Below are 15895 nucleotides of genomic sequence, written 5' to 3'. Positions count from 1 at the left end.
CACCGCCCACGGCGGCCCCGCCGCGGCAAGGGGACCGCAAGCTCGGTATACTGGCGACCCCGTTCCCCCCGATGTGTTCCCATGCCGGTTCCCGCGCCGCAAACGATAGCCGTCAACGGCTACCCGATGGCCTACGTCGAAACGCCAGCACCCGCCGGCGCCACCGGCGCCCCGCTCGTACTGGTGCACGGTTCGCTGTGCGATTTTCGATATTTCAAACCGAACATGGCGCCGCTGGGGCAGCATCGGCGTGTCATTGCCGTGAGCCTTCGCCACTACTGGCCCGAAGCGTGGGACGGCCGGGACGGCACGTTTTCCGGCGAGCAGCACGCCGAAGATCTCGCGGCGTTCATCGCGGCACTCGGCGTGGGGCCCGTTCACGTACTCGGCCATTCGCGCGGCGGCTATGTCGCGCTGCGCACGGCGTTGCTCGCGCCGGACACCGTGCGTTCATTGATTCTGGCCGACCCGGGCGTGGAAATCAGCGGCGGCCCCGTGCAGGTGCCGCTCGACAGCGAACGCGGCAACTTCCGCGAGCGGGCGCTCGCGCAGATCGAAGCGGGCGACATCGATGGCGGGCTCGCGCTGTTCATCGACACGGTGAGCGGGCCGGACACGTGGCGTCGCATGGTGCCGTGGTTCAAGCAGATGGTGCGCGACAACGCGCGCACGCTCATCGGTCAGGTCGCCGAACCCCGTGCACCGTTGCCGATCGACGCCCTCGGCGCGCTGCACGCGCCGGTACTCCTGATGGGCGGGGCGGAGAGCCCGGCGCCGTACCCCGACGTGATCAACGCGCTGGCGCACGCCATGCCCGAAGCGCGCCGGATGGTGATTCAGGACGCCTCGCATGGCATGAACCTCGCCAATCCGATCGCGTTCCACCGCGCGGTGGACGCCTTTCTTGGCAACGACTGAGCCCCGCTCACGCGCCGCACCCCATCGCGCCCCATCGGAGCCCATCGCACCCCGTCTGCCCGATGACCTGGGCCGGGGTCGAGCGCGCGCACTCATTCGTCCTTCGACGCCCCGTGGCCCAGCCGCAGGCTCAGCGTGCGCACGAGATCGGCCATCCACGCCTGGTCCCGCTCGGACAGTTTCTGCATGGCCCGATTGAGCGAGGGGTACGGATCGCTGGGCGTCGATGCGCCCGTGTCGGCCGCAACGCCGTTCGACGAGTCGAAGGCAAGCAACTCATGCGGCGGCAGCCCGAGCGTGTCGGCCAGAATGCAGATGTTGCGCAGCGAGATATTGCGTTTGCCTCGCTCGACACCGCTCAGATACGAGCGCGCCAGACCGCTTTCGAGCGCCAGCTTGTCCTGTGCCCAGTTGTACTTCTTGCGCAAACCGGCGAGATGCCTGCCGAATCGAAATAAGTTGGTGTCCATAAGAAATTTTCCTTGTTAGGGACGAGAAGGTTGGAACAAAAATCCGGCATTGGGAATGGTGCCTCGGGTGTCCCCCGTTCGCGAGGCACGAACTGCTGAGTCTGCAACGCGGATTTTTTGCGAACTTTCGGAGAAGACACAAAAGATGCGAGCTCTCAGCAGAAATGACTGCGCCAAATGCGTACCGCCACGACGGTGACGTGATACGTTTTGTCGCACTTCCGTCAACCGGAGCCGCGCAGTGTGACACCGGACTTGTCGGAGGAAATGGAATCGCGATTCTGGTGGGTTCCGCGCTGGGATGTCACTCGATGTTGACGTCGGGAAGGCCGTCCGGGGCGGGCCGGCGCGGGTCCGTGTGAGCCGCCGGCGCGCCGCGGTGGCCCGTCGCGATTGGAATGTGTGCGTCTCGGGCGACGCGGCGACGCCCGATCATGCAAATTTCTCGCGTTCCGCGCCTGCCGGATTTTGATGGGTGTGCCGTTCACTCCTACTAGACGAAGCATCGCGCTCCGCCCCCGTCCGGCTGTGGGGACTTTGCGCGATGTCCTAAGCGCAGATTGCCCTGCTATCGCTCAGTTTTCGTCGCCTGTGGGCGGACGTTGTGAATCGTCGTGGCGCGGCATGCTGGGATGCACAGGGATATCTTGTGCGCAGGAAACGCGAGTTGCGTGCGGGGCGTCGCGCTGTGGATGGCTCATGCGGACAACGGCTTCCTGCAAGTCGCAGTCTCGATATCCCTCGCTCCCGGCGCTTGCGTAGGCGCGACGCATCGGGAGCCCGGCTTCGAACCCCGTATCGACCGTATCTTGCGGGGGCGGATCACTGGCCTCGGGCGACGGGTCCGCGGCAAGCGGCGGGTGTGCGCCAGCCGCCGCGTCGGTGCGCGCGCAGACTTTGGCGTCTTCGCCATCGGCGCTGCCGTGGTTGTCGTTATCCGGGGAGTTGTTATCGTGGCTGTCGTCCTCATCGGGGGCGGCAGGGGACGCCGGGGGAGCCGCCAGCGCGGCGGCGTCGTCCTGGGGCGGCGCGCAATGACTCAGACGGGAACTCAGACTTCGGATCACTTCCGCGAGCCAGACCTGATCGCGGCTCTCCAGTCGACAGAGCGACCGGCTGATTTGCGGCAGCGGCGTGCGCTCGGCGGTCGGTGTGGCGTCTTCCGCTCCCGGCGGCGTCGTGGTGAACCTCAGCATCTCGGATGTCGGCACGCCCAGCGTGTCGGCCAGGACACAGATGTTGACGAGCGCGACGTTGCGTCGGCCCCGCTCGATGCCGCTGACATACGAGCGTGCCAGGCCGCTCTCGAGCGCAAGTTTCTCCTGCGACCAGCCGCGCGACTTACGCAAGCGGGCCAGATGGTCTCCGAACAGCGCGAGTGGATTGGTTTGCATGGCGGACTCCGTTGACGAGTCACACAGAGTAATCAATCCCCCCGCGTCCTGCGACGTTATATCGCTCTCCTTCCCATGCGTGACGGGCGGGCTTCTATAAAGAGTGGGTAACCCGAAAAGCGCAGAATTTATCGGACATTTCCCAACTCATCGGGGATGGGCGATATCCGTTCACGCGCTTTCCGGATCGGCAGATGCCAGTTCTCGCCGAGTGCCACGCCCGCCAGGATCAGTGCGCCGCCCACGAGGTGATAGGCGGCGAGATGCTCGCCGAGCCCGAACGCGGCGATCAGCGCCGTGAAGATCGGCACGAGATTGATGACGACCGTCGCCCGCCGCGGCCCGATTCGCGCCACGCCGAGCATCCAGATAAACGGGGCCGCGATCGAGACCGGGATCGTGGCGAAGGCGAGCTGCGGCAGGTTGTCCATCGACACCCCGGCCTTTTCCGATACGAGGTAGAAGGGCAGCAGCGCGATCACGGCGAACAGGATTTGCGCATAGAGCGACGGCAGCGGCGCGAGCGGCAGACGCCATTTGCGCAGCAGCACGCAGTACACGGCGTAGGCGAGCATGGCGAGAGCCATCATGGCGTCGCCAATGCCGATGCCCTGATCGGCCAGATGCAGCAGCGAGCCGTGGCCCACGACGAGCAGCACGCCGAACACGGACAGCAGACCACCCACGAGTGCGCCGGCGCTCAATGCGTCGCCGAGCACGATGACCGCGAGCGCGAGGGTGGTGAGCGGCAGCAGTGCCAGGATGATGCCCATGTTGGTCGCGCTCGTGTAGTGCGCGGCGCTGTAGGCGAGCCCCTGGTAGATCGCCATGCCCAGCACGCCGAGCGTGGCGTACTGCGCGAGATGCGGCAGCGCGGCTCGACGTGCGCGCCACAAGGCGGGCAGCGCGAGGGGCGTGAGGAGCAGCGCGGCGGCGAACCAGCGCAGGAACGCGATTTCGGCCGGAAAGATATGGCCGACGGAAAGCTTGTTGACAATGACGTTGGCCGACCAGATGAGAACGGCCGTCAGCGGCAGGACGAAATTGACCATGGAACGTCGCAAGGGGCGCCGAATCGGCGGCAGGCGGGACTTCGGATCGGACACGAGGCGCGGGCGACGGCGCACGAAGTCCGCGCTCATCGCGGCCGAACGCGCGCCTCAGGTGGCCGGCATAGCGCGAATTCTCCGCCCGAACGCGTGCGCACGCATAGCGAATTTCAGACAAACGATAGCGAATTTATGACGCGTTGTCGGCCACGCGGCTCGTCGCTTACCGCCCAGACTGCCCAGAGCGTCCAGACCTCCCAGAGCGTCCAGAGCACCGAGCTGTGGGGGCCGACCACGGTCCCGCTTGGATTTCGGGACGGCGAGATCCGACGGCAGCGAATTGCCCAGGCACTGCGCCGGCGGCATGGGGACAGACCTACCGGGTCAGCGAGTGCACAGGCGATTGAAGGCGCTGCGAAGCGCGGCGGGCAGGGTCGCGGCGAAACCGAACGGACGCGCCAGTGCGGCCAGTCCCTCGCCATTGAGCACCCGAGCCCCTTCCAGATGCGTGGCCAGCACGCAGAAATCTTCCCGTTTCATGCCAACGCGGTGGCACGCCCGGTCAAGCTGTTTCAGGTCGTTCGGATGCAGCGTAATGGTGAGGGTGATGCGCTCGGGGTCGGTGTTCATTTCCGTGGGCTCGTCTTCAATCAAGCGGCATGCGGCGCGGGTGGTCGCGCATGCCTGGCGCCCACGCGGTGACGGGGGCGTGTCTGTGTTCCGACAGCGCGGCATCGGCCGGTATGGCGCATGACGCACAACATGAACGGCCGTGAAGATGCCGTTCGGTGATGGGCGCATGTGTGATCGGCGCGTCGGGTTGTCTGGTGCAACGCGTGGGCAATACGAGGCTGTGGGCGCGCGATCCGCCGCCTGAACAGCCGGCGGCGGTACGGCTCTGACGCGTGAGAGCGATGCCTCGTAACAGCAGGGAGGATGACTCTCCATCCGGCGATGATCCTATGCCGGAGAACAGCGATGAGTACTGCGAACTGCAACTGCGGGTAACGCCTTAATTCCCTACGACAACAACAATCGTCAAACCGCAACGACGAATACTGCGGTGATGCGAGACCTTCTGAACTGCCAGGACTGCGGGTGATGCGTGAACAGCGATGCACGCGCCAGACATCGGCAATGGCATTTCGCTGAACGGCTACTGCGGATAATGCTGAACTACGGAACTACGGAACTACAGCTGTTACTGCGGACGCAGCGCGGCGAGGCTTACGCCACGTCCTTGAAGCGGATACGCGCGCAGGGCACGCGGCGATGGCTTCGGCGATAACGCAGTATGCGATCGACGTGAGCGGCAGCCGACTCCCGCATGGCACGGCGATGCAGCTGAATGACTCGCGCTGCCGAAACCGAACTGGCCATGACTGCGATCAACAACCAACTGACGAAACCCACAACACTTCTCCCTCATTCATGACAACGCGATAAAACCGGCGCGTCGCATTCAAAGGGAACGTCGAGAGACATGGCTACCGTCGGTTTGCATCTGCATCGAACTTCAATGGAGATGAATTCTAAATAGATTCCCTAATAGGGTAAACACCTAAAAACGCCAGCAGTGTATTTTTTTAGACGAATGAATCCCATTTTTCCAAACATGCGTTTGAAAACTGGGTTTCCGACTTCATTCATCAAATCGGCCGAAACCCGCATGTTTCAACGAGTTCGACCGATGCCGGCGCGGCCGTTCGCGTCCCGTGGTCCGGGCGCGACCGGGACACGACCGGGACACGACCGGAACACGGTTCGTCAGAAGCTGTGCTTCAGTCCCATGCCGACCAGCAGTTGCGTGTTGGCCCCGGCGTCGATCCCGTAGGCGCCGACGGACGCGGTAGCGCTGCCCACGCTGCCGTTGGCCCGCAACGTCCTGCCGGCAGCATGCTGGTAACCGCCGATGACGTAAGTCGACGTGCGCTTGGACAGCGCATACGTGATGCCCGCATTGAACTGGTTGTAGTGCGCAGCCAGATCGCCCGCCGCCCGCATGCGCGTGTAGCTGTAGCCGATGCCGGTGTTGACGGCCGGCGTGAGCGCATACATGGCGAAGGCGTTGACGGTGTCGAACCGCGCGGTGCCGTTGAACATCGACAGCGCGTCGCTCGCGTATTGCGCGTTGGAGAACGACACGCCAAGGATCGCCGGCCCGATCGCATACTTCGCGCCGGCGCGCGCAATGCGCACGTGGCTCGCGGTGCGAAAGCCGCTGTTGATCGGCGAGTTGAAGAGCGAGCCCGCGCTGCCAGACCATTCACGCATGCCGAACTCCGGCGTGAACTGGCTCACGCGTTTGCTACCACCATCCGCGAAGAAGTAGCCGGCGGCGAGGGCAACCGGGCCGTTGCTGTATGCGGCCGCCAGCCCATAGGAGCGGCCCGCGCCCGCTTTTCCGGCGACGTTGCCGGTCGCATACATCCCCTCGAACTGCAGGCCGCCGAAGTTCGGCGTGGCGTAGCGGATCGCGTTGTTGATGCGTGCGCCATTGTCGTAGTTGTCGACGTCGCCGGGCGTGGCGAAGAAGCCGCCGAAGTAGCCGTCGGCCGTCAGCCCCTGCACCAGGTTGACCACGGGATCGTACTGGCGGCCGATCGTGACTTCGCCCCAGTCGTCGCCGCGCAGGCCGATGATGGCCTTGCGCCCGAACGCAAGACCGCCGTTGCCGAGGTGACCGTTTACGGCGCTAAAACCGCTCTCGATCTGAAACAGCGCCGACAGGCCCCTGCCGAGCGACTCGGTGCCGCGCAGCCCCCAGCGGCTGCCGGAGATGATGTTGCTGGTGATCGCGGACAGCGACTCGGGTCCGCTGCCGGTCATCACATGGTTGGCGTGGACGAAGCCGGAATCGACCGTGCCGTAGAGCGTGACGTTGCTCTGCGCCTGAACGCTTGCGGGCAGGGCAACCGATGTGAGCGTTGCGGCGAGCGCCAGAGCGCGCAGGCCGGTGTTGAGGTGTGGGCGTTGAGTCATGGTGTCGAGCGCTTTGCCGCGCATGGTTGAAATCGACACCGAGAATATTGGCGAACCCTTGTTCGGATTCCTTATGAAGATTCCGAAACGCCAGCTAGCCCTTCAGGCCGCGCGCAGCGCAGAACTACGCGCGGCATTTCTAAGAACTGTCCTCACGGTTCGCTGCGAAGCAACGCAAAAAACGGAAAAGCGGGCAACGCAGGGAGCGCCAAGGTCATGCGTCGCCGCGTGGTTGTCCCGCCCGGCGTGCGGACACGCGCGACAACGCCGCCCAATCGAGATGCCCCTCGCCGTGCGCAAGGCTGTCGAGGTGGTTGTCGCGCAGCACGCTGCCGAATGGCATCGGCACGTTCGCCGCTTCCGCGGCGAGCAGCGCGAGGCGAACGTCCTTGGCGCCCAGCGCGAGCTTGAAGCCGGCGGGCTCGAACACCTGCTTCGCAATGGCCGACCCGTAGCCGGTGTACGCGGGCGTTGCGAACACCGTGTTCGTGATCATGTCGATGAAGTCGGCGCCGGCCACGCCGTGGCCTTGCGCGAGCGCGGCGGCCTCGCTCATCGACTCGATGGCGCTCGCGATCATGAAATTGGCGCCGAGCTTGACGACGTTGGCCTGCTCGGGCGCCTCGCCGAAGCGCCACGTGCGCTGGCCGAGGACGTCGAGGAGGGGCTGCACGGTGTCGAGCGCGCTTGTCTCGCCCGCGGCGAGAATGTTCAGCCGGCCCGCTTCGGCCACGTTGACGCGCCCCAGCACGGGCGCCGCGACGTAGCGCAGGCCGAGCGACTCGCAGCGGGCGCGCATCTCGCGCGCAAAGTCGAGCGAGACGGTCGCCATGTTGACGACGATGGCATTGCGCGCGAGGGCGTCGAGCGCGCCGCCGTCGCACAGCACGGCGCGCGTCGTGTCGTCGTCCGCCAGCATGGCGATGAGCACGTCGACGCCGCGCGCGGCGTCCGCCGGGCTGTCGCACGCGGCGGCACCGTCGGCGCCAAGCGTGTCGACGGGGCCGCGCGAGCGATTCCAGACGCGCAGGGCAAAGCCCGCCTTGAGCAGATTGCGCGCCATCGGGGCGCCCATGGTGCCCAGTCCGAGAAATCCGATGTTCATACGTTCTCCTGATGTCATGAAGTCGCGGCGGCGATGCTCGCCGCGAGCGGGGGCCGCCCGCCTCAGGCGAAAGCATGACACCGAACGCGGATCGGCGCACAGGAGCGGGCACGGCGAAAAGACGGGTGCCGCCGCGCCGCAGTAAGATGCCGCCATGCGGGGGCAGGGGTGGGGCATTGCACCCACCGCCCCCGAGCGCCCCGAGCATCCCGGCCTCGACCGCCTCGCCACACTCGCCCAACACATACCCGTGCCGCCATGACCGTGCGCAACAACTGGCCGACATTCAAGACGTTGCCGTATCCGGTGTACTTTCGCTACGACGAGTTCGCGGCGAAGACCGCGTGGGTGCCGCATCGGCACGACTGGGGGCAATTGAACTATGTCGCCAATGGCGTGATGCAGTTGGAGATCGAAGGCGCGCGCTTCGTGTCCCCGCCGCAGTATGCGGTGTGGATTCCGCCGAAAGCGGCGCACGCGAGCTTCAATGCCCGCGCCGTGATTTACCGGTCGGTGTACATCGACGCCTCGCTTGCCACCGCGCTTCCCTCCCACGCGGCGACGCTGCGTATCAGCGGCTTGCTGCGCGCGATCCTGTCGGACTTCGCGGAGCGAGGCGTCGCGTGCCCGAAGACCGACGCGGACCGGCGCCTCGCGCACGTACTCGTCGACCAGTTGGCGCTCGCGCCGGCCGAGCCGCGCTTCCTGCCGCAGGCGAGGTCCGCGGCGCTGATCCGTGTGCTGGAGGGCTTGCAGAACGAGCCCGGTGACAACCGCACGCTGCGAGCGTGGGCAAGCACCGTTTCGATGACCGAGCGCACGCTGGCGCGTCACTGTCGCTCGGAACTGGGGATGACGCTGGGGCAGTGGCGCGAGCGCATGCGCTTCTTTCGTGCGATCGAGGGCCTGGAGGCCGGGCGCACCGTGAAATCGATCGCCCTCGATCTGGGCTACGCAACACCGTCCGTGTTCATTGAAATGTTTACCCGCCAGTCGGGCCTGACGCCGGAGCAGTTCCGGCGTCGGACGATCCTCGGCGAAGTCGGCGCGGCGCCGGCGGATCGCGCCTGAACCGGTCTGCCGCCGCACCGCTGCGACCGTCCCGGGCCGCCATATCGCGGCCATATAGCGGCCATATCGCCGCTATATCCCACTATCCCGCTATCCCGCCCTGTCCCGCCACCCCCTTGCCGCCCTACCGCTTGAACGCGAGCAACTGGGCGCCCTCGGGCACCTGGTCGCCCACGGCGTACAGCACTTCCTCGATCTCGCCGTCCGCGGGCGCGCTGATGGTGTGCTCCATCTTCATCGCCTCCATGACGAGCAGCGGCGCCCCCTTCTCGACCTTCGCGCCCGCCTGTGCGAGCACGGCGATGACCTTGCCCGGCATCGGTGCCGTCAGACGGCCTTCGCCGCCCTCGTGCGCCCCCGCCTGTGCGAGCGGGTCATGCCAGCGCAGCGCCCACGACTGGCCGTTGGCGAAAACGTGTGCCGTCTCGTGCTCGAAGTCCACGTGTCCCTGCACGCGATGCTCGCCGAGCGTCACGCGGTACACGCCGCCGTCGTGCGTGTAGTGATACGGCAGGGTCTTGCCGTCAACGGTCAGCGAGCTCGTGTGCGCGCCGCTCGTGAGCACGACGTCGATGCGCGTCTCGCCGTGATCGAACGACATCGTGCGCTGATAGTCGCCGTTCAGACGCCAGCCGGTGGCGAGCTGCCACGGCGAGTGATGGTCGACGCTGTCCAGGTACTTGCGCCGGCCCACGACCGCCTCGCGGCCGAGCTGCGCGGCAACGGCCAACGCGAGCGCCGTGGCGGGCACGGGCGCGGCGTGCGGGAACAGCGTGTCGCGGTGGCGCTCGATCAGGCCGGTGTCGAGATCGGCGCCGGCGAACGGCTCGCTCGCGACGAGCCGTCCGAGGAATGCGATGTTCGTCTGCACACCGACCACGCGGTACTGGCCCAGCGCGCGGCGCATGCGCGCGAGCGCCTCGTCGCGGTCCCGGCCCCAGACGATGAGCTTGGCGATCATCGGGTCGTAGAACGGCGAGATGGTGTCGCCTTCGCGCACGCCCGAGTCGATGCGCACGGGCGCCGGTGCGCCCGCGCCGCCGATCTCGAACTGTACGGCTGCGGGCGGGCGCAGCGTCGAGAGCGTGCCCGTCGAGGGCAGGAAGTTGTTGTCCGGGTTCTCGGCGTAGATACGCGCCTCGAGCGCGTGCCCGTGGATCTGCAGTGCTTCCTGCTTGCGCGGCAGGACCTCGCCGGCGGCCACGCGCAACTGCCACTCGACCAGATCGAGGCCCGTGATCATCTCGGTGACCGGGTGCTCGACCTGCAGACGGGTGTTCATCTCCATGAAGTAGAACGAGCCGTCCTGGTTGGCGATGAATTCGACTGTTCCCGCGCCGACATAGCCCACGGCACGCGCGGCGTTGCAGGCGGCTTCGCCCATGGCGCGACGGCGCGCTTCGGTCATGCCCGGCGCGGGCGCTTCTTCGAGCACCTTCTGGTGACGGCGCTGCACCGAGCAGTCGCGCTCGAACAGGTACACGCAATTGCCGTGCGTGTCGGCGAAAACCTGGATCTCGATGTGGCGTGGGCGCGTGAGGTACTTCTCGACGAGCACGCGCTCGTCGCCGAAGCTGCTCGCCGCCTCGCGCTGGCACGAGGCGAGCGCGGCGCGAAAGTCCTCGCTGCGCTCGACCACGCGCATGCCCTTGCCGCCGCCCCCGGCGCTGGCCTTGAGCAGCACCGGGTAGCCGATCTCGTCGGCGCGGGCATGCAGGAAGGCGGGGTCCTGGTTCTCGCCGTGATAGCCGGGCACCAGCGGCACGGCGGCGCCTTCCATGAGCGTCTTGGCGGCGCTCTTGCTGCCCATCGCCTGGATGGCGCCGACCGGCGGACCGATGAAGACGATACCCGCCTCATGGCATGCGGCGGCAAACGCCTCGTTCTCGGACAGGAAGCCGTAGCCGGGGTGGATGGCCTGGGCGCCGGTGGCCCTGGCGGCGTCGATGATGGCATCGATGCGCAGGTAGCTGTCGCGCGCGGCCGCGCTGCCCACGTGCACCGCCTCGTCGCACACGGCGACGTGCTTGGCGTGCGCATCGGCGTCGGAATAGACCGCGACCGTGCGAATGCCCAGCCGGGCGGCCGTCGCCGCGACGCGGCATGCGATTTCGCCGCGATTGGCGATGAGGATCTTGTCGAACATGTTGCCTCCGGAAAATGATCGATTGGGGCGGCGCTTGCGTGCCGCGCCGCCCGCTCGTGACGGACGGCCGACGCACTCGCGCCATTGTCTTTGCTATCGGGCCTCGCCGTGGCGGCCGATCGTCTCGAGCGATCTCGCGCCCGCCACGGCGCTCATCCTTCAATCCTTCAACGCCGGCTCACGCGGCACGGGCGCCATGGTCAGTGCGTGGCGCACGCCGCCAGGCCGTCGCCGGCGTCGGCTTCTTGCGCGGCGAGTTTCTCTTCGCTCGACGCGCGCATGCCCAGACGCGCGAGCAGTGCGCGGTCGTGCTCGGCCTGCGGGTTCTGCGTGACGAGCAGTTTCTCGCCGTAGAACATCGAATTCGCGCCGGCGAGAAAGCACAGCGACTGCAGGGCGTCGTCCATCAGCTCGCGCCCGGCCGACAGGCGCACCATGGCGCGCGGCATCGTGATGCGCGCCACGGCGATCATGCGCACGAAGTCGAACGGGTCCACGTTCTCGTTGTTCTCGAGCGGCGTGCCTTCGACCTTCATCAGATGGTTGATGGGCACCGACTCGGGATACGGCGACATGTTGGCGAGCTGCGCGATCAGGCCGGCGCGCTCGCGGCGCGTCTCGCCCAGACCGACGATGCCACCGCAGCAAACCTTCAGGCCGGCCTCGCGCACGCGGGCGAGCGTGTCCAGGCGGTCCTGATACGTGCGCGTGGTAATGATCTGCCCGTAGAACTCGGGGGACGTATCGAGGTTGTGGTTGTAGTAGTCGAGGCCGGCCTCGCGCAGTTGCTCCGCCTGGCCGTCGCGCAGCATGCCGAGCGTCACGCACGTCTCGAGGCCCAGCGCCTTGACGCTGCGGACCATCTCGCCGACGGCGTCGACCTGATGCGGCTTCGGGCTGCGCCAGGCGGCGCCCATGCAAAAGCGCGTGGCGCCGGCGTCCTTGGCGCGCTGCGCGGCGGCCACCACTTCTTCGATCGGCATGAGCTTCTCGGCTTCGACCCCGGTGTCGTAGCGCGCCGACTGCGGGCAGTATGCGCAGTCTTCGGGGCAGCCGCCGGTCTTGATCGAGAGCAGCGTGGAGAGCTGCACGGCGTTCGCGTCGAAATGCTGGCGGTGCACCTGCTGCGCGCGGAAGATCAGGTCATTGAACGGCAGCGCGAAGAGCGCCTCGATGTCGGCAACGCTCCAGGGCGTGTCGTTGCGGCGCAGCGCTTCGTCGTGGCCGTGTGCGGCAGTGTGGGCGTGAACTTGCATGGTGAGAATCCTTGTATTCGTATATTCGTTGGTGTCGCGCGTCGGGCGTGTTCAGGGCGCCGTGTGCGGGCGCGCCGCGAGCGCCGTCTGTGCGTGGCGCTGCAGCGTCGTGTCGACGAGCGGGGCGATGTCGAGGTAGCCGGAGGCCGTCGCGGCGTCGGGGTGCGGCAGATGCGGCACGCGTCCGAGCAGGGGCGCGGCGAGCCGCGACGCGATGGCTTCCACGTTGGCGTCCACGTGGCGCATGTCCGGATCGACGTGGTTGGCGACCCACCCCGCGAGCGTCAGGCCGCGCGAGGCGATGGCCTCGGCGGTGAGCAGCGCGTGGCTGATGCAGCCGAGCCGCAGGCCGACCACGAGAATCACCGGCAGCCCGAGCTGACGGGCGAGATCGGCCGTGTCCGGCGCGCCGGCGTCGGGGCCGAGCGGCACGCGAAAGCCGCCCACGCCCTCGACGATCACGAGGTCTGCGCGTGCCGCAACGCGTGCATAGCCGGCGCGTATCACGCTGCAGTCGAGCGCGATGCCTTCGGCGGCAGCGGCGATGTGCGGCGCGGCGGCGTCCTTGAGCACATATGGGCAGTACCAGTCGTCGGGCAGCTTCAGGTTGCTCGCGGCGTGCAGTTGTTCCACGTCCTCGTTGACGAAGCGGCCGTTGTGTTCCAAGGCGCCCGCGGCGACCGACTTCACGCCCGCGCAGACAAGACCGCGTCGCGCGGCGGCGTGCAGCAATGCCGACGAGACGAGCGTCTTGCCGATCTCGGTGTCCGTGCCGGTGACGAAGAACGCGTGCCGCGCGGGCGTGGCGCGTTCGGCCGGGGTGGCGATGAGCGATTGATCAGTCATGGGCATGCGCCCTCCAGTCGCGGTCGAGTTGGTTGATGGCCGTGACGAGCCGTGCGACGTCGTCGGCCGTGTGCGCCGCGCTCAGCGTCACGCGCAGGCGCGAGGTGCCGGGCGCGACCGTCGGCGGCCGGATGGCCGGCACCCACAAGCCCGCTTCGGCAAGGCCCGCCTGCGCGTGCAGCGCGGCGGCGTTCTCGCCGAGGATGATCGGCTGCACGGCCGTCGGCGACATCATGTGCCGCCAGTGCGTGAGCGATAGCGAGTCGCGCAGTTGCGCAATGCGCGCCTGCAGCGCCGCGCGGCGCTCGCGCCCTTCGTCGCCCGCGATGAGCGCGAGGCTCGTGAGCAGCGCGTGCGCCTGAGATGGTGCGGCGGCGGTGGTAAAGATGTACGGGCGAGCGCGATTGACGAGCCACTCCACGACGCGCCGGTTCGCCGCCACGAATGCACCGCCCACGCCTGCGGCCTTGCCGAGCGTGCCGATGATCACGAGGTTCGGCGAGCGCAGCTCGAAGTGCTCGAACACGCCGCGGCCGTTCTGGCCGACCACGCCGAAGCCGTGCGCATCATCCACGATCAGCCATGCATTGTGACGTTCGGCCAGCGCGAGCAACTGCGGCAGCGGCGCGATGTCGCCATCCATCGAGAACACGCCGTCGGTCACGATCAGCTTGGTCTCGGCCGTGCTCGCTTCGAGCAGCGCGGCGAGCGCGGCCACGTCCCCGTGCGGGTAGACGTGGGTGCGCGCGCGCGACAGTCGTGCGCCGTCGATCAGCGACGCGTGGTTGAGCGCTTCGGAAAAGATGTCGGCATGCTTGTCGGCGAGTGCGGAAATCGTCGCCAGATTGGCCATGTAGCCCGTGCAGAAATACAGCGCCCGGGCGTCGATCAGGTGCGGCGACATGAAGGCGGCGAGCGCCTCTTCGAGCTGCGCGTGCGCTTGCGAATGCCCGCTGATGAGGTGCGACGCACCGCTGCCCGCGCCGTAGCGGCGTGCGCCGTCGACCAGCGCGTCGACCACCGCCGGATGTGCGGCCAGGCCGAGATAGTCGTTGCTGGCGAACGCGAGCACGTCGCGGCCGTCGGCGCGCAGGTGTGGCTGGCAAGGCGTGGACACCACACGGCGATGACGACGCAGATGGGCGCGGTCGATCGCGGCGAGTCCCGCGTCGAGGCGCTCGAACAGGGCGTGGGCGCTCATGCGGCCGCCTCCGCGCGTTGCGACATCGCGGCGTCGAAGGCGGCGAGCGTTTGCGCCGCCAGCCAGTCGATGGTGTCGTCCTCCAGCACATACGGCGGCATCAGGTAGACCGTCGCGCCGATCGGGCGCAGCAGCACGCCGCGGGTGCGCGCCTGGGCGGCGAAGCGCCGGCCGAAGTCGCGCTGCGCGCCCGCCTCGTCGGGGAGGACGGCGTCGAACGCCCAGATCATGCCGCACTGGCGAAAGTGTCGCGCACGACGGTCGTGCGCGAGCGGCGAGAGCGCCTGCGTGAGGCGCGCGGCGCGCCGTGCATTGCGGGCGAGCACGTCGTCATCGGCGAAGATGTCGAGCGTGGCGAGCGCGGCGCGACACGCGAGCGGGTTGCCCGTGTACGAATGCGAATGCAGGAAGCCGCGGGCGGTGTCGTCGTCGTAGAACGCGTCGTAGATCGCCTCGCGCGAGAGGACGAGCGAGAGCGGCAGGTAGCCGCCGCTGATGCCCTTGGACAGCGTGAGCAGATCCGGCCAGACGCCGGCCTGTTCGCAGGCGAAGAACGTGCCGGTGCGGCCGCACCCGACCGCGATCTCGTCGGCGATCATGTGTGCGCCGTACTCGTCGCACAGCTCCCGCACGCGGCGCAGGTACACCGGATCGTGCATCGCCATGCCGGCCGCGCACTGCACGAGCGGCTCCACGATCACCGCCGCGATACGTCCTTCGCGCTGCGCGAGCAGCACCTCGAGTTCGGCGGCCGCGCGTCGCGCGACGTCGGCCGCGCACTCGCCGTCGCGGGCGTTGCGCGCATCGGGCGAGCCCACCACATGCGCATGGCGCAGCAGCGGATCGTAGGCGTCGCGGAACAGGGCCACGTCGGTCACGGCCAGCGCGCCGAGCGTCTCGCCGTGATAGCCATGACGCACGCACGCGAATTCGCGCTTCTCGCCGTGTCCGCCATTGCGCCACGCGTGGAAGCTCATCTTGAGCGCGATCTCGACGGCCGAGGCGCCGTCGGATGCGAAGAACGCATGGCCGAGCACGCCGCCGGTGAGCGCGGACAGGCGCTCCGAGAGCGCGACCACCGGCTCGTGTGTGAAGCCGGCGAGCATGGCGTGCTCGAGGCGGCCGAGCTGGTCGACGAGCGCCGCATTGATGCGCGGATTCGCATGGCCGAACAGATTGACCCACCACGAACTGATGGCGTCGAGATAACGCTCGCCGTCGGTGTCGACGAGCCAGGGGCCTTCGCCGTGAGACAACGCGACGAGAGGCAGCTTTGCCTGTTGCTTCATCTGCGTGCAGGGGTGCCAGACCTGTCGCAGACTGCGCGCGGCGAGATCGCCGGGGCCGGCGTGGGGGCGCAGGGATGCGTCCATCATTGACTCCTTGGTTGGCCGGTGCGCGCGGCGTTCGCCGCGGGGCGATCGCCGTGCGTCCGGCTGGCCGCACGCGAGCCGTGC

13 protein-coding genes are annotated in these 15895 nt (G+C 67.7%); 2 read left to right on the top strand and 11 right to left on the bottom strand.

Annotated features, from left to right (window positions below):
• The first annotated feature begins 81 nt into the window (after nt 1–81).
• On the top strand, nt 82–918 hold the full coding sequence (locus PNO31109_RS02195; RefSeq protein ID WP_150553979.1) for an alpha/beta fold hydrolase: 837 nt from the start codon (nt 82–84) through the stop codon (nt 916–918).
• Nucleotides 919–1010: 92 nt separating this feature from the next.
• On the opposite strand, the gene PNO31109_RS02190 is transcribed toward PNO31109_RS02195, so the two are convergent.
• The 6 genes from PNO31109_RS02190 to PNO31109_RS02165 form a co-directional block, all read right to left on the bottom strand.
• Nucleotides 1011–1388 (bottom strand): helix-turn-helix domain-containing protein, encoded by a 378-nt coding sequence (locus tag PNO31109_RS02190; protein ID WP_150553978.1) that lies wholly within the window; start codon nt 1386–1388, stop codon nt 1011–1013.
• 575 nt (nt 1389–1963) lie between these two features.
• Nucleotides 1964–2782, bottom strand: a complete 819-nt coding sequence (locus PNO31109_RS22340) for a helix-turn-helix domain-containing protein (RefSeq protein WP_306345227.1) — start codon at nt 2780–2782, stop codon at nt 1964–1966.
• Nucleotides 2783–2910: 128 nt separating this feature from the next.
• Complete coding sequence (locus PNO31109_RS02180) at nt 2911–3834, bottom strand: DMT family transporter (RefSeq protein ID WP_150553977.1); 924 nt, start codon at nt 3832–3834, stop codon at nt 2911–2913.
• A 381-nt stretch (nt 3835–4215) separates the two neighbouring features.
• A complete protein-coding gene (locus PNO31109_RS02175; RefSeq protein ID WP_150553976.1) occupies nt 4216–4461 on the bottom strand; it encodes a hypothetical protein in 246 nt (81 codons plus the stop codon).
• 1137 nt (nt 4462–5598) lie between these two features.
• On the bottom strand, nt 5599–6813 hold the full coding sequence (locus PNO31109_RS02170) for a porin (RefSeq protein WP_150553975.1): 1215 nt from the start codon (nt 6811–6813) through the stop codon (nt 5599–5601).
• Between the two features lie 214 nt (nt 6814–7027).
• On the bottom strand, nt 7028–7936 hold the full coding sequence (locus PNO31109_RS02165; RefSeq protein WP_150553974.1) for an NAD(P)-dependent oxidoreductase: 909 nt from the start codon (nt 7934–7936) through the stop codon (nt 7028–7030).
• Nucleotides 7937–8176: 240 nt separating this feature from the next.
• Between PNO31109_RS02165 and PNO31109_RS02160 the strand changes: the two genes are divergently transcribed.
• Nucleotides 8177–8989: an AraC family transcriptional regulator gene (locus PNO31109_RS02160; protein ID WP_150553973.1), complete on the top strand. Its 813-nt coding sequence runs from the start codon at nt 8177–8179 to the stop codon at nt 8987–8989.
• A gap of 124 nt (nt 8990–9113) precedes the next feature.
• On the opposite strand, the gene PNO31109_RS02155 is transcribed toward PNO31109_RS02160, so the two are convergent.
• The 5 genes from PNO31109_RS02155 to bioA form a co-directional block, all read right to left on the bottom strand.
• Nucleotides 9114–11135: an acetyl/propionyl/methylcrotonyl-CoA carboxylase subunit alpha gene (locus PNO31109_RS02155; RefSeq protein WP_150553972.1), complete on the bottom strand. Its 2022-nt coding sequence runs from the start codon at nt 11133–11135 to the stop codon at nt 9114–9116.
• 200 nt (nt 11136–11335) lie between these two features.
• Nucleotides 11336–12391 (bottom strand): biotin synthase BioB, encoded by a 1056-nt coding sequence (gene bioB, locus PNO31109_RS02150; RefSeq protein WP_150553971.1) that lies wholly within the window; start codon nt 12389–12391, stop codon nt 11336–11338.
• 51 nt (nt 12392–12442) lie between these two features.
• Complete coding sequence (gene bioD, locus PNO31109_RS02145) at nt 12443–13237, bottom strand: dethiobiotin synthase (RefSeq protein ID WP_150553970.1); 795 nt, start codon at nt 13235–13237, stop codon at nt 12443–12445.
• Nucleotides 13230–14438: an 8-amino-7-oxononanoate synthase gene (gene bioF / locus PNO31109_RS02140; RefSeq protein WP_150553969.1), complete on the bottom strand. Its 1209-nt coding sequence runs from the start codon at nt 14436–14438 to the stop codon at nt 13230–13232. Before bioF ends, bioD begins: the two co-directional genes overlap by 8 nt.
• Nucleotides 14435–15811: an adenosylmethionine--8-amino-7-oxononanoate transaminase gene (gene bioA, locus PNO31109_RS02135; RefSeq protein WP_150554171.1), complete on the bottom strand. Its 1377-nt coding sequence runs from the start codon at nt 15809–15811 to the stop codon at nt 14435–14437. Before bioA ends, bioF begins: the two co-directional genes overlap by 4 nt.
• Between the last annotated feature and the right edge of the window lie 84 nt (nt 15812–15895).

The sequence above is a fragment of the Pandoraea nosoerga genome, from assembly GCF_902459585.1.
Taxonomy (GTDB): Bacteria; Pseudomonadota; Gammaproteobacteria; order Burkholderiales; family Burkholderiaceae; genus Pandoraea; species Pandoraea nosoerga.
This window is presented reverse-complemented; position numbering and strand designations above follow the sequence as displayed.